General features: G+C 65.0%; 10 protein-coding genes. 9 read left to right on the top strand and 1 reads right to left on the bottom strand.

Features of this window, described 5'->3' with window-relative positions; all coding sequences use genetic code 11:
- The first annotated feature begins 22 nt into the window (after window positions 1–22).
- From RMET_RS27840 to RMET_RS27815, 6 genes are all read left to right on the top strand, one after another.
- Complete coding sequence (locus RMET_RS27840; RefSeq protein ID WP_011519850.1) at window positions 23–1,702, top strand: glycerol-3-phosphate dehydrogenase/oxidase; 1,680 nt, start codon at window positions 23–25, stop codon at window positions 1,700–1,702.
- A complete protein-coding gene (locus tag RMET_RS27835; RefSeq protein ID WP_011519849.1) occupies window positions 1,699–3,252 on the top strand; it encodes an FAD-binding oxidoreductase in 1,554 nt (517 codons plus the stop codon). Before RMET_RS27840 ends, RMET_RS27835 begins: the two co-directional genes overlap by 4 nt.
- 3 nt (window positions 3,253–3,255) lie before the next feature.
- Window positions 3,256–3,846 (top strand): glycerol-3-phosphate responsive antiterminator, encoded by a 591-nt coding sequence (locus RMET_RS27830; RefSeq protein WP_011519848.1) that lies wholly within the window; start codon window positions 3,256–3,258, stop codon window positions 3,844–3,846.
- 4 nt (window positions 3,847–3,850) lie between these two features.
- On the top strand, window positions 3,851–4,159 hold the full coding sequence (locus tag RMET_RS27825; RefSeq protein ID WP_029309720.1) for a putative quinol monooxygenase: 309 nt from the start codon (window positions 3,851–3,853) through the stop codon (window positions 4,157–4,159).
- A gap of 252 nt (window positions 4,160–4,411) precedes the next feature.
- On the top strand, window positions 4,412–4,927 hold the full coding sequence (locus RMET_RS27820; protein ID WP_011519846.1) for a thioesterase family protein: 516 nt from the start codon (window positions 4,412–4,414) through the stop codon (window positions 4,925–4,927).
- 170 nt (window positions 4,928–5,097) lie between these two features.
- On the top strand, window positions 5,098–6,735 hold the full coding sequence (locus tag RMET_RS27815) for a 3-(methylthio)propionyl-CoA ligase (RefSeq protein WP_011519845.1): 1,638 nt from the start codon (window positions 5,098–5,100) through the stop codon (window positions 6,733–6,735).
- Window positions 6,736–6,783: 48 nt separating this feature from the next.
- On the opposite strand, the gene RMET_RS27810 is transcribed toward RMET_RS27815, so the two are convergent.
- Window positions 6,784–8,331 carry a long-chain-fatty-acid--CoA ligase gene (locus tag RMET_RS27810; protein ID WP_011519844.1) on the bottom strand — a complete coding sequence of 516 codons (1,548 nt, stop codon included), beginning with the start codon at window positions 8,329–8,331 and terminating at the stop codon, window positions 6,784–6,786.
- Between the two features lie 197 nt (window positions 8,332–8,528).
- Between RMET_RS27810 and RMET_RS27805 the strand changes: the two genes are divergently transcribed.
- The 3 genes from RMET_RS27805 (at window position 8,529) to RMET_RS27795 (ending at window position 13,760) form a co-directional block, all read left to right on the top strand.
- On the top strand, window positions 8,529–9,692 hold the full coding sequence (locus tag RMET_RS27805) for an acyl-CoA dehydrogenase family protein (protein WP_011519843.1): 1,164 nt from the start codon (window positions 8,529–8,531) through the stop codon (window positions 9,690–9,692).
- A 133-nt stretch (window positions 9,693–9,825) separates the two neighbouring features.
- The gene (locus RMET_RS27800; RefSeq protein ID WP_196776425.1) at window positions 9,826–12,501 is read left to right on the top strand and encodes a LuxR C-terminal-related transcriptional regulator; all 2,676 of its coding nucleotides are present in this window, start codon (window positions 9,826–9,828) and stop codon (window positions 12,499–12,501) included.
- 146 nt (window positions 12,502–12,647) lie between these two features.
- Window positions 12,648–13,760 carry a CaiB/BaiF CoA transferase family protein gene (locus RMET_RS27795; RefSeq protein ID WP_011519841.1) on the top strand — a complete coding sequence of 371 codons (1,113 nt, stop codon included), beginning with the start codon at window positions 12,648–12,650 and terminating at the stop codon, window positions 13,758–13,760.
- Window positions 13,761–13,817 lie beyond the last annotated feature (57 nt).

The raw sequence follows: 13,817 nt of genomic DNA, 5'->3' as shown, positions 1-13,817 counted from the left end.
CCGATCAGGAGAAGCAAGCAACATGATGGGTTTTCCATCCCGCAGCGCAAACCGCGAGCGCGCCGCCATGACCCGCGTCGAGCCGCTTCGGCTGGTGCGCAGTGAACAGCTCGACCGGCTGGAATCGGAAGCATTCGACATCCTCATCGTCGGTGGCGGTGTCACCGGCGCTTACGCGGCGCTGGACGCCAGCCTGCGTGGTTATCGCGTGGCCCTGGTCGAGAAGAACGATTTCGCATCGGGGACGTCATCCAAGTCATCGAAGATGGTGCACGGTGGCCTGCGCTATATCGAGCAAGGCAACCTCGGTCTTGTCCGCCATTCGCTGCTCGAGCGTCAGCGGCTGCGCCGCAATGCACGGCACCTGGTCCAGCGCCTGCCGTTCCTGTTTCCGGTGATGGAACGTGACGGTGTGTTCGACAAGCGCCTGGCCAAGGCCTTCGAAGGTCTGTTGTGGACCTACGATCTGGCCGGCGGCTGGCGTGAAGGCATCCTGCACCAGAAGCTGACGAAGGCGGAAGTGCTGTCGCATTGTCCGACGTTCAACGATGAACATCTGAAGGGCGGCTTCCTGTACTTCGATGCGCGCGTCGATGATGCGCGGCTGACGCTGAACATCGCACGCACCGCCGCGTTTCACGGAGCGGTGGTGACCAACCACGCACTGGTCACGGAAATCACGCGTCATGCCAGCGGCAAGGTGGATGGCGCGATCATTCAAGCCGACGGCCGCGAGATCCGCGCGCGTGCGGACGTGGTCATCATGGCCACCGGTGTGTGGCTGCGCGACTGGACCGGTGGCAGAAAGGGCGAGCAGAAGACCCTGAACATCCGGCCCGCCAAGGGTGTTCACGTCGCCATTCCGTGGCTCAAGATCCGCAACGACTGCACGGTGACGATTCCCGTGCCGGGCCGCAGTCGTCGCGCCACGATCACGCGCTGGGGCAACGTCTCGTACCTGGGCACCACGGACGAAGATTACGAAGGCGATCTCGACAATGTCATGTGCACGCGGCAGGAGCTTGATTTCCTGCTGGAGGGCGCGCGTTCGGCGTTGAAGACCGATATCGCGCCAGAAGACGTGGTTGGCAGCATCGCTGGCTGTCGTCCACTGGTGGCACCGCCCGGCGGCAAGACGCTGGAAGTCCGGCGCGACCATCACATCCATATCGCTGGTGATGGGCTGGTGACGATCGTCGGCGGCAAGCTCACCACTTCGCGCCATATGGCGGAGCAGACCGTCGACGCGGCGCAGAAGGTTCTTGGCAAGCGTGCGAAATGCCGGACGAAGTCGGCCTTTCTGCTTGGCGCTGCCGGATACGATCCACAAGCCATCGTTGCGTCGGGAGGCATGTCCGCGCACCTGGGCGAGCGCTATGGCACCGAGGCGCGTTTCGTCAGTGACATCCTCCAGGCCGACCCGGCGCTCGCGCGGCCCATTGTCGAAGGCTTGCCGCATTCCGAAGCCGAGATCGTCTATGCCGTGCGTCACGAAATGGCCGGCACCGTCGACGACGTGCTGTCGCGCCGCATTCGCGCGCGGCTGATGGCGCGTGACGCATCGGCGCAGGCCGCGCCACGCGTGGCCCAGATCCTCCAGGCCGAGCTCGGACTTTCCGGGCAGGCCGTCGCGCAGCAGGTCAGTGACTACCTGGCCGCTGTCGCCCTCGAAAAATCCGTCCTAATGGGAGAAGCAACATGATCAGCAAGGAAGCCATCAAGCGCGGCTACAACCGTGGCAACTACGTCGTCGGCAAGCACACGCCGCCTCACTTTGCCGGGAGTATCACGGCGACGCCAGACGCGCCGGGCCTGCAGCGGGATGCCGTCGCGATCGACAACGACACGCTCGACGCGTTGCGCAAGGCCGCCGATCACGTTCTGACCGCCACCAGTGACGTGGTTGAGTGGACGCGCGACTGGTGGGCTGGCTCGATGATGACCGAGACGGGCGGCAAGCCCGCCACGCCGCGTGGCGTGATCGTGCGTGTCTCCACGATCGAGCAGATTCAGGCAGTGATGCGCATTGCGCACGCCAAAGCCATTCCCGTGACCGTATCGGCCGGCCGCAGCAACGTGACTGGCGCGGCGCTGCCCGTGCGCGGTGGCATCGTGCTCGATGTGTGCGATGTGAACAGGCTGCTGGGCTTCGACCGCGAGAGCCAGATCGTCGAAGTGGAGTCGGGCATGTTCGGCGATATCTTCGAGCAGACGATTCAGCAGGAGTACGGCATGACGATGGGCCACTGGCCGTCGTCGTACGCGATCAGCACGGTCGGCGGCTGGGTGGCATGCCGCGGCGCAGGCCAGCTTTCCACGCGCTACGGCAAGATCGAGGACATGGTGGTCGGCATGGACGTGGTGCTGGCCGACGGCAGCCTGGTGACCGTGGGAGGCTATCCCCGCGCCGCGCTGGGCCCGGACCTGATGCAGGTGTTTATCGGATCGGAAGGCACGCTCGGGGTAATCGTGCGCGTGCGCCTGAAGCTGCATCGGCTGCCCGACTATGGTCGCGCTATTGCCTACGGCTTCAAGACCTTCGCGATCGGCCTCGACGCGTGCCGCGAGATCATGCAACGTGGCGCGAATCCCGCCGCGCTGCGTCTCTACGACGAACTCGAAAGTGGCGTGCAGTTCGGCCTGCCCGAGACCAATGTGCTGCTGGTGGCCGATGAAGGCACAAAGGAAATGGTTGACGCCGTGATGGCGATCAGCGAGCGTGTCTGCGCCGAACTTGGTGACAGGCTCGATGGTGACGCGATCTTCGAGCGCTGGCTCGACACGCGTTACCTGACTGGCAAGAGTGCCGAAGGCTTCAAGCGCAGCCCCGGCTTCGTGGCCGACACGCTAGAGATGGCCGGCCCGTGGAGCGATCTGGCCGCGATCTACACCGACGTGGTGGCGGCGATCAACGCGGTGCCCGGCACGCTGGCGGGTTCCGCGCACCAGTCGCATGCCTATGTGGATGGCGCGTGCCTGTATTTTTCGTTGCGCGGTGACGTGGCCGTGGGAGATCGCCAGAAGTGGTATCGCGCGGCATGGGATGCGGCCAACGCGGTGCTCATCCAATACAATGCGGCGCTGAGCCACCATCACGGCATCGGTCTGCTGCGCGCGCCCTACATGGCGCCGTCGCTCGACACGGCGTTCCCGGTGCTGGTGGCAGTGAAGCGGGCACTTGATCCGCAAAACATCCTCAATCCGGGCAAGCTCGGCCTTTCGGACGTGCTGCCCCACGAAGTGAAGAAGTAAGCCATGGACAGGTCTCTCGGCGCCCGCCTGACACGACACCCTGTAATCGCCACGCTGTACGGCGCGGACCAGATCGATGCCTTCATCGACAGCGAGGCGGAAGTCTCGATTGTCGCCAACGTGGAACTGCGGCGGCTGCAGCCCGTGATTGCCACGCTGACGAAGGCCGGCAAGTACGTGATCGTCAATATCGATAGCTGCGAAGGGCTGTCGCAGGACAAGGGCGGCGTCGAGTACCTGGCCGACATCGGCGTCACCAGTCTGGTGTCGACGCGCGTGGCCACCATCCAGCGTGCCAATCGCGCCGGGATGATGACCATGCAGAAGGTCTTCGTGACCGACCGGTCAACGTGGCCACGCAGCGTCAAGGCGCTGGAACAGAGCGATGCGAACCTGGTTCAGTTGATGCCGGCGCCAATGCTGCAGCACCTGCCCGGGTCCGTTCGCAAAGGGCTGCCGCCCATTGTGGCGTCCGGCTTTGTCAGCACCCAGGACGATATCCGCAGTGCCATCGCCCATGATGCGCTTGCGGTATCGACCAGCGATCAGCGCTTGTGGGCATGTGATCCGCAAGCCAAGACAATCAGGAAATAATCCCTTGACCACCTCCTATCTGCAGGTCATCGCGCACTACCACGCGAAGCCGGGCAACGGCGACCAGGTGTCGCGGCTTCTGGCCGAGTTGGCCGAGGCCACGCGCACCGAGTCCGCGAATCTCTATTACGAGTACTTCCGCTCGCCCGCCGATCCTAACCACTTCGTGATCCTGGAGAAGTATCGGGATGCCGACGGACTGACGGCTCATCGCGAGTCGGCGCACTTTCAGCACCTGGGCTTCGGGACCATCATCCCCCTGCTGGATCGGCGCATGGTGGAAAGCCACTGGGTGGAGGCACAGGCGGCGTAGTTGCGAGCCATGCAATACGCCCTCCAATCGTGCCCCTTTGCTGCACTGCAAACTTGCGTTCCGCCGGTATGGGCGGACTCCCTATCGCGCGAGCGTCAACAAGAAAAATTTCAAATGAGTCCGCGATATGCGGAAATGTTGGGGTATACGCGGAGGATCAGCGGGGCAGCCGAATACTGAGGCATTGGCGTACCATTTGCGGACAACAACATCGGCAGCCAATGTGTAAGGCTGCGCAGATCAGGAGACGGCATGTCCGCATGGTCCGCATGGTCCGCATGGTCCGCATGGTCAGAAAGGCCTGAACTTCCTAGCTCGACATTCGAAGTGGAAAAAGGCTGGATCGACGAGTACGGTCATATGAACGCTGCCCGGTATGTGGAGGTGTTCGACCGCGAGGGCTTCAAGCTGCTTGAGCAACTCGGCGTGGGGCTCGGCTACACCGAGGCCACCCGCTGCGGGATCTACACTGTCGACATCCATGTGGCCTACTACCGCGAACTGCTGGTCGGATCTCCGGTTGTGCTGCGCGTGCGCGCATTGCAGTCCGACGACAAGCGTCTGCTTTGCCTGATGGAACTCTCCCATGCCACCGAGGGATACGTGGCGGCCACCATGGAACAGCTCTCGGTACACGTGAACCTGGAAACGCGCAGGGCGGCACCGTTCCCCGGGGCGCTTGCCGAGCAGCTGGCGCTCGCCGTCAAGGCTCACGCCGCGCATCCGCTGCCGGCCGGCTGCCGCACCCTGCTGTCCCTGAAGCGCTGAGCGCGAACACCCGTCAGCGCCGAAATTCGTCGCTTTCGACGATTACCTGCCGGGCCAGCGCGGCCGACACTGCTGGCGGGAAAGCCAACGACGAAAAGCCAGGCCCGGGCCCCGCCGCATCCTGGCAGCACACCGACAAGCACACCGATACATAGAGTGGAGGAGACACGATGCTGGGACTGATGCAGGACCGACCGCTGTTGATTTCATCGCTGATCGAGCACGCGGCTACGTACCATCCAACGCGGGAGATCGTCGCGAGAACGGTAGAGGGCCCGATCCACCGTACCAACTATGCCGAGATCCATCGGCGTGCCAAACGCGTTGCCAACGCGCTGGCGAGTCTCGGTGTCGGGGTGGCGGACCGTGTCGGCACGCTTGCCTGGAACACGCATCGTCATTTCGAACTGTATTTCGGGGTGTCCGGTTCGGGCGCGATCCTGCACACGGTCAATCCACGTCTGTTCCCCGAGCAGATCGAGTACATCGTCAACCACGCGGAGGACAAGGTCCTGTTCTTCGATATTGGCTTCGCGCCGCTGGTCGAGAAGCTGGCGCCGGCCTTGAAATCCGTCCAGCACTACGTCGCCATGACGGAGCGGGCGAACATGCCGGCGATCGACGTGCCCAACCTGCTTTGCTACGAGGACCTGCTTGCGGAGCATAGCGATACGTATGACTGGCCGGAATTGGACGAGCGCGCGGCGTCGTCGCTGTGCTACACGTCGGGCACCACCGGGAATCCGAAGGGCGTGCTGTACTCGCATCGGTCTACCGTGCTGCATTCGCTCGTGGCGTGCGCGGCGGATGCGTTCGCCGTGGGCGCGTCAACGTCTGTGCTGCTGGCGGTCCCGATGTTCCATGCCAACGCCTGGGGAATGCCGTATGCGGCGGCCATGGTCGGGGCCAAGATGGTGATGCCCGGGCCACACCTCAATGGTCAATCGCTCTACGAACTGATGCGCGACGAAGGCGTAACTGTCTCCCAGGCGGTGCCTACAGTCTGGCTCATGCTCTTCCAGTTCCTGGACGAGCACCCGGAGATCGACATGAAGGCGCTTGGCCTGAAGATCATCGGCTCGGGCGGCGCCGCATCGCCGCGCAGCATGATCGAGCGCTGCGAGCGCGACTTTGGCGTCGAGTACCTGCAGGCATGGGGCATGACGGAAACCAGCCCGATCGGTACCACCGGCCGCCTGCTGCCCAAGCATGCCGCCCTGCCAAAGGACGAGCAGACCACGATCAAGATGAAGGCCGGACGCGCGGTATGGGGCGTAGGTCTGAAGATCATCGGCGACGATGGTCAGGAACTGCCGCACGACGGACGCGCCTTCGGTCATCTGCACGTGCGCGGGCCGTGGATCGCAAGCGGCTACTTCAAGCACACGGGTGGCGAGGTGCTGGACAAGGACGGCTGGTTTCCCACTGGCGATATCGGCACCATCGATCCGGACGGGTACGTGCAACTGGTGGACCGTGCCAAGGATGTCATCAAGTCGGGTGGGGAATGGATTTCCTCGATCGACCTGGAAAACGCGGCGATCGGCCACCCTGCCGTGCACGAGGCGGCGATCATTGCCGTCGCGCATCCGAAGTGGCAGGAGCGCCCACTGCTGCTGGCGGTGAAGCGTCCCGGCAAGGATGTCACGCGCGAAGAGTTGCTGCAGTACCTGAGCGAGCGCGTCGTGAAATGGTGGGTGCCGGACGATGTCGTGTTCGTCGATCAGCTGCCGCATACCGCGACTGGCAAGCTGCTCAAGACGAAGTTGCGAGAGGACTACCGCAACTATCGATTGCCGACGGCGTGAATCGGGCAGGCGCGGGCATTGCCCGCGCCACGTCTGCCTTGCTACCGCTCAGATCCGCCGGTCGCGCGACTGCCAGTAGACTTCACGCAGCTTGTACTTGAGGAGCTTGCCCGCCGCCGAGAGCGGCATGTCGGCGCGGAACTCGACACTGCGGGGGCATTTATAGCTGGCGATCCGCTCGCGGCAATGCGCGTGCACCGCATCGACAGACAGCTCGTGACCGGGGCGGACCACGATGACCGCATGCACAGCTTCCCCCCATTTCTCGTCAGGGATGCCGATCACCGCGCACAGCTGCACCGCGGGGTGCGTGAGGATCGCATTCTCGACTTCGGTCGAATAGACGTTCTCGCCGCCGCTGATGATCATGTCCTTGATGCGATCGGTGACGTATAGAAAGCCGTCCGCATCCAGGTATCCGGCATCGCCGGTGTGCATCCAGCCATTGCGCAACGCGCGGGCGGTTTCTTCCGGCTTGTTCCAGTAGCCCAGCATCACGCCCGGGCCGCGCACCGCGACCTCGCCCACCGTGCCCGTCGGGCAGTCTTCGTCCGTTGCCGGATCGACGATGCGCACTTCGCACGCGGGCGCCGGGCGGCCGGCCGCCTTCAGCCTCGGACTGCCGACGACGTGACAATCGGCCGCCAGTATCGCCGAGACAGGCGAGGTCTCCGTCATCCCATAGGCCTGCAGGAACTGGCTGGACGGAATCTGCGCCATGGCGCGCTGCAGCAGTGCGCCGTCAATCGGGGCAGCGCCGTAGATGATGTTCCTGAGACTGCTCAGGTCATGGTCGGCGAACGTGGGATCGTCGAGCATCATCTTCAGCATCGTCGGGACGGTGAAAACCTCGTTGATGCGGTAGCGGCTGAGGTCGCGAATCGCTGCCTTGGGGTCGAACCCGGGCAGGATCACCTGCGTGGCGAGGCGCGTCACGGCCTGAAAGACGAAGCTGAGCGCCGCGATATGGAACATCGGTGCCATCTGCAGGATCGACGTCACTGGCGGGCGCGATGCCGCTGCCAGTGACGACAGCACGTTGCTGGCGATATTGGCGTGCGACAGCATGACGCCCTTGGGTGCGCCGGTGGTGCCGCCGGTGTAGAGCACTGCGGCAAGATCGTGGCCACTGCGCAGGCTGTCGGCAATCGGCGCGCTCGACCGCACCAGTTGCTCGTAGTCGATCATGCCTGCCGGGGTCTCGGCGTCGCCGCAATAGATGACGGTCTGGATGCAGGGGCAACGCTCGCGCAGTGGCCCGATCAGATCCAGGAAGTTGTCATCCACGAGCAGCACGCTGGTGCCGCAATCCTCCATCGAGTAGGCGATTTCCGCGACGCTCCACCGGGTGTTGACGGGGTTCAGCGCCGCGCCGGCCCAGAGCGTGCCGAAGATGTACTCGACGTAGCGGTCGGAGTTGAGCGCCAGCATGGCGACCCGGTCGCCCGCAGCAACGCCCTGGCCACGCAAGGCGCTGGCCAGTCTTGCAACCCGGTCGATGAGCTGGGAGAACGTCGTGCTGCGTTGCGCAAAAATCGTCGCGACGCCAGACGGGTTTTCGCGGAATGCCTTGTGCAGAGCCTGTGTCAGATACACGAACTGTCTCCCGTTATCGGTTGTCGGAGCACTGCCTGCGAAGCATTGTCAGGCGGCGATACGGCTGGCGCGTCGTCGGAATGGATGATCTTGCGGCTCCGGATTTTCCCTAGGGGAGATTCGTCGGATTCGACGAGGCACGGCTGTGGCACCGGTCCTAAGATCGGCCATCGGTCGTATCCCTTCCTTCCATCACCATGTCCCAGACCCGCCGCCTGATCTTCGATGCCGATCACGAGCAGTTCCGTGCTTCGGTCGCGCGTTTCGTGCAGAACGAAATCACCCCGTATGTGGACCAGTGGCGCGAGCAGGGCTGCTGCGACCGTGCCATCTTCGAGAAAGCCGGCGAGCAGGGCCTGTTGCTGATGTGGGCCGATGAAGCCTATGGCGGCGCGGGCGTGACCGATTTCCGCTACGAACAGATCCTCTTCGAAGAGCTGATTCGCCACGGAGATGTCGGCGTGTATCTGACGCTCCATTCGCGGCTGGTCGCGCCATATATTGGCCGGCTGGGCACGGAGGCGCAGAAGCGCCGGTGGCTCACCGGCGCGGCCAGCGGCAAGACGATCCTGGCGATTGCCATGACAGAGCCGGGCGCCGGCTCCGATCTGGCCGGGATCGGCGCACGTGCCGAGCGGCGCGACGGCGGCTGGGTCATCAACGGCGCCAAGACGTTCATCTCGAACGGGCACAACGCGGATGCCGTCATCGTGGTCGCGCGTACCAATCCCGACGAGCGACGTGCCTTCGGCCTGTTCGTCGTCGAGCGCGGCATGGCGGGATTCGAGCGGGGCCGTCGTCTGAAAAAGCTGGGACTGGACGCGCAGGACACGGCGGAACTGTTCTTCAACGATGTCTTCGTCCCGGACGAGAACGTGCTGGGCAATCCGGCGCGCGGTTTTGCCTATCTGGCGGAGGGCCTTGAAGAGGAGCGCCTGCTGTGCGCGTGCCAGTCGATCGCGCACGCGCAATCCGCGTTCGATCTGACGCTGCCCTACGTCAAGGAGCGCCGCGCATTCGGTCGTCCGATCGGCGCCCTGCAGAACACACGCTTCGTGCTGGCCCGCCGCCGCGCCGAGCTCGACGCCATGCAGATCTGGCTCGATGCGCTCGTCATGGAGCACAACGCCGGCCGGCTGGATGCCGTCACGGCGGCGTCTGCCAAGCTGCTGAGCACGGAGTTGGAGAACCGCGTGATCGACGACTGTCTGCAACTGCACGGCGGCTCGGGCTATATGGACGAATACCGCATCAGCCGCATGTATCGCGACGCACGCGTATCGCGGATCTTTGCCGGCGCGTCCGAGATCATGCTCGAGATCATCAGCCGCTCGTTGGGTCTGACGGAGAGAATGGACTAGAGCCCACGGATGGGCCAAGGATGGATCAGGCGGCGACATAGGAGGGACGCTTTGCTAAACTGCCCAGTTCGCGTCCAGCCCAATCTTCCAGCAAATGACTTCGCCGCCGAGCATGACACGGCATGTGCCGAGCATGAAGCTCAGGCCGCCAGTTGCCCCCGCATCCCAGGTGATCCGGCAAGGCGTTGGCGACATGCTGCGCGCCGCGTCGTCGGCCAGGCTCGTGATCGTCCGGGCGCCTGCGGGGTTCGGCAAGACGACCGCCATGCTGCAGTACCGCGCGCGGCTGGAGGCGGCCTCGGTGGCAACCGCATGGCTCACGCTCGATAACGCCGACAACGACCCGGTACGCTTTCTATCCGGCTTCGAGGCGGCGCTGGCGGCCATCGTCGGGGACGACGCCATCGCGGATATCGGCCGACCCGCGCCACGCACCACCGGCGAAGCCGCGCTGCAGAGCATGGACTGCCTGGCAGGCTACCCGGAGCCGTTCGCATTCTTCCTCGACGATTTCGAAGTGCTTCAGGAGCCCGGGGTCATCGCCTGGGTGCGCGAGATCATCGACCATCTGCCGCATAACGGGCAGCTCATCATCGGCTCGCGCAGCACGCCCGATGTGAGGCTGGGCCGCCTGCGCGCCCGCGGCCAGTTGCTGGAAATCGATGCCACGGCCCTGCGTTTCTCGATCGAGGAAACCGAGCAGTTCTTCCGCACCGTGCGGCCGATGCCGCTTGCGGCAGATGATCTGCAGCGCCTGTATCGCAAGACGGAGGGCTGGGCGGCCGCGTTGTCGCTCGCATCGGCTTCGCTGGAGCGCAGCGAAGCGCATACTGAGTTCATCGACCGTTTCTCGGGCACCAGCCGGTCGGTGGCCGACTATCTGGCCGAAGACGTGGTGGCCCGGCAGCCCGAGCCGGTACGCCAGTTCCTGCTGCGCACCAGCATCCTGCGCTATCTGAACCCGCAGCTGTGTCACGTGTTGCTGCCCGATGTGGATTGCGAGGCGATCCTGCGGCAGCTCGAGTCTTCCAGCCTGATCGCGCCGATCGAGAGTGAAGACCGGGCGTGGCGTTACCACAGCCTGATCGCCGAATTCCTGAAGGCGCAATTGCAGCGCGAAGCGCCTGCCGAGGTGCCGCGCCTGCACCATGCCGCCGCCGGATGGTTCCAGTCACAGGATCGTCCCGTGCCCGCCATCGACCATGCGATCGAAGGCGGAGATTACGCGTATGCCGTGACGCTGCTGATCGCACACGCGCCGGCGCTGCTCGGGCAGGGGCGTATGCGGCTGCTCACACGCTGGTTCGACGCACTGCCCGAGGACGTCCTGCGCGATCACCTGCCGCTGCAGGCCATCCGGATCTGGGCCCTGACGTTCACGCGCGGCCCCCTGGAGGCGATGGACCTGCTGGAACGCAGCGGGCTGCGGGACTCCGACGATCCGGCGGTGCGTCCGCATGTACTCGCGCTGCGCCCGACGCTGCTGTCGATGATGGACCAGCTCGAGCGCGCGCTGGAAGTCGGGCGCGAATGCCTGACGCACTGGCCCACCGGCGTGGCCTTCGCGGACATGGTGCTTGCCAATGCGATGGCGAACGTGTTCGCGGTGTCGGGGCAGCATGTCGAATCGCGCCGTCTGCTGGAAACCGCACGCCGCACGCAGGGCGCCGACAGCAGCGCCTTCAACATGATGTACTCCGAAACCGTCGAGGCCATCTTTGACCTGCAAGGCGGGCGCCTGCGCGAGGCCACGGCGCGTCTGCGGATCGCTGTTGGTAGCGGTAGCACGCAACACTACGGCTACACGGGCGGCAATGCCTGGGCCGGCGTGATGTATGCGGCCACGGTCTATGAGGCGAACGATCTGGCCCAGGCCGCGCATCTGCTGCGGGTCTATGTGCCACTCGCGCGCGATGTGCTGCTGGGCGATCACGTCACGCTCGGGCACGTCATGCTGTCGCGCATTGCCTTTGCCAGAGGCGATGTGGACGAGGCGTTCGAGACGCTGACGCAGCTCGAGTATCTGGGCCACGTCAGACGCCAGGCGCGCGTGGCGGCCGGCGCCAAGCTCGAACGTGCCCGCATCCTGCTGATGCAGGGGCATACCAGGGCCGCGAAGGACGAACTGGCGCGTGCCGACGACCCGGCCCTGTGGGAACGTGTGGGCCGTCTGCACCTGATCGCCAACGATCTGGATTACCTGGAACTCGCGCAACTGCGCTGGGAGGCGCTGGCCGGCGACGCACAGGCCGCGGTGGCCCGCCTGCGGGCAGCCGCCGAGTTTGCCGACCACGATGGGCGTCATCGACGGGCCATGAAGCTGCGGTTGCTGTGCGCGCTGGCGTATCAACGCGCCGGCGAACCTGCAGCGGCGCAGGCGATATTGGCGCCTGTGCTGAAGGCTGCCTGCGCGGAAGGCTTCGCGCGATTGCTGCTCGACGAAGGCGGCAATCGCATCGGGCCGCTGCTGGCGCAGTTCTCGCGGACGCTGGAGTCGAGCGGCGGCGCCCAGCGCGATCCCGTTCTGGCCGAATTCGTGATGCGGCTGGTGCAGGCATGTGGGCCGCTCGAGGAGTCTCCGGAGCCAATCGCGGGAGACCGGCCGCAACTGCTGGATCCGCTGACGCCAAAGGAAATCCGCGTGCTGCAGCTGCTTGCCGAGGGCTATTCCAACAGCGCCATCGCGGAGAAACTGTTCGTCTCCGACAGCACCGTGCGCACGCATCTGCGCAACATCAACAACAAGATCTGTGCCCACAGCCGCACGCAGGCCGTTGCCATCGCGCGCCGCCTGGGTGTGATTGCCTGAATCCGCGGCGGAACGCTCAGGAGCGTTCCGCCAGGCAACGCTCGCGCATGGATTTCGTCGCTTCCGACGATTCGTTGCCCCCTTGTTTGACGCACCATAACGGCGTTGACCGTGATGTGAGCGCCGCTGGCGCGATAGGGGCTGGTATGGCAGGTTCGCTGGAAGGTTTGAATGTTGTCGAGTTCGCCGGGTTGGGGCCCGCGCCGTTCTGCTGCATGTTGCTGGCGGATCACGGTGCCGATGTGCTCCGGATCACGCGCCCCACGGCGCCGGGCGTCGAGGCAAAGGTGAATCCTGCGGATGTGCTGGCACGCGGCCGGCGCACGATACCGCTGGACCTGCGTGAGGCTTCCGGAAGAGATGCCGCGCTGGAACTGATCGCCCGCGCGGATGTTGTGGTGGAAGGCTTCCGGCCCGGCGTCATGGAACGGCTCGGGCTGGGGCCGGATGTCTGCCTCGCGCGCAATCCTCGGCTTGTCTACGGGCGCATGACCGGCTGGGGCCAGTACGGTCCCCTGGCGCAGGCCGCCGGCCACGATATCAACTACATCGCCATCAGCGGCGCGCTGCACGCGATTGGCCGGGCCGGCGAAGCGCCGGTGCCGCCATTGAACCTGGTTGGCGATTTCGGAGGTGGCGGCATGATGCTCGCGTTCGGCCTGATGGCTGCACTGTACGAGGCGCGCCAGTCCGGACGCGGTCAGGTCATCGATGCCGCGATGACGGATGGATCGGCGCTGCTTTCCGCCATGCAGTACGGCATGAAGGCCGGCGGCCGCTGGAACAACCAGCGCGGCGAGAATCTGCTCGACGGCGGCGCGCCGTTCTACGACACGTATGCCTGCGCCGATGGCAAGTATGTTGCGGTTGGTGCGATCGAGCCGCAGTTCTACGCGGCGCTGCGCGAGCGTTGCGGCATCGAAGACCCTCTGTTCGACGGCCAGATGGAAACCGCGCGCTGGCCGCTGCTCAAGCTGCGGCTGGCGGACATCTTCCGTACCCGGACGCGCGCCGAGTGGTGCGCGCTCCTGGAGGGTTCCGATGCGTGCTTCGCCCCGGTGCTGGATTGGGACGAGGCGCCTGAGCACCCGCACAACCGCGAACGCGAGGCCTTCGTCACCTTGCAGGGCGTGGTTCAGCCTGCCGCGGCGCCGCGTTTCTCGCGCACCCCTGCGGCCGCGCCGCAATCCGAACGAAGAGTTTCCCTCGATGCCGCGCTAGCGCATTGGGGCGCGCTGCAGCCGGCGAGCGCAGGCTGAGCAACACGTTTTTGCAGACTGGTGGGGGCAACACCAGTCCTAACTTGATTCAAGGAG

The sequence above is a fragment of the Cupriavidus metallidurans CH34 genome, assembly GCF_000196015.1.
GTDB classification, from domain to species: Bacteria; Pseudomonadota; Gammaproteobacteria; order Burkholderiales; family Burkholderiaceae; genus Cupriavidus; species Cupriavidus metallidurans.
This window is presented reverse-complemented; position numbering and strand designations above follow the sequence as displayed.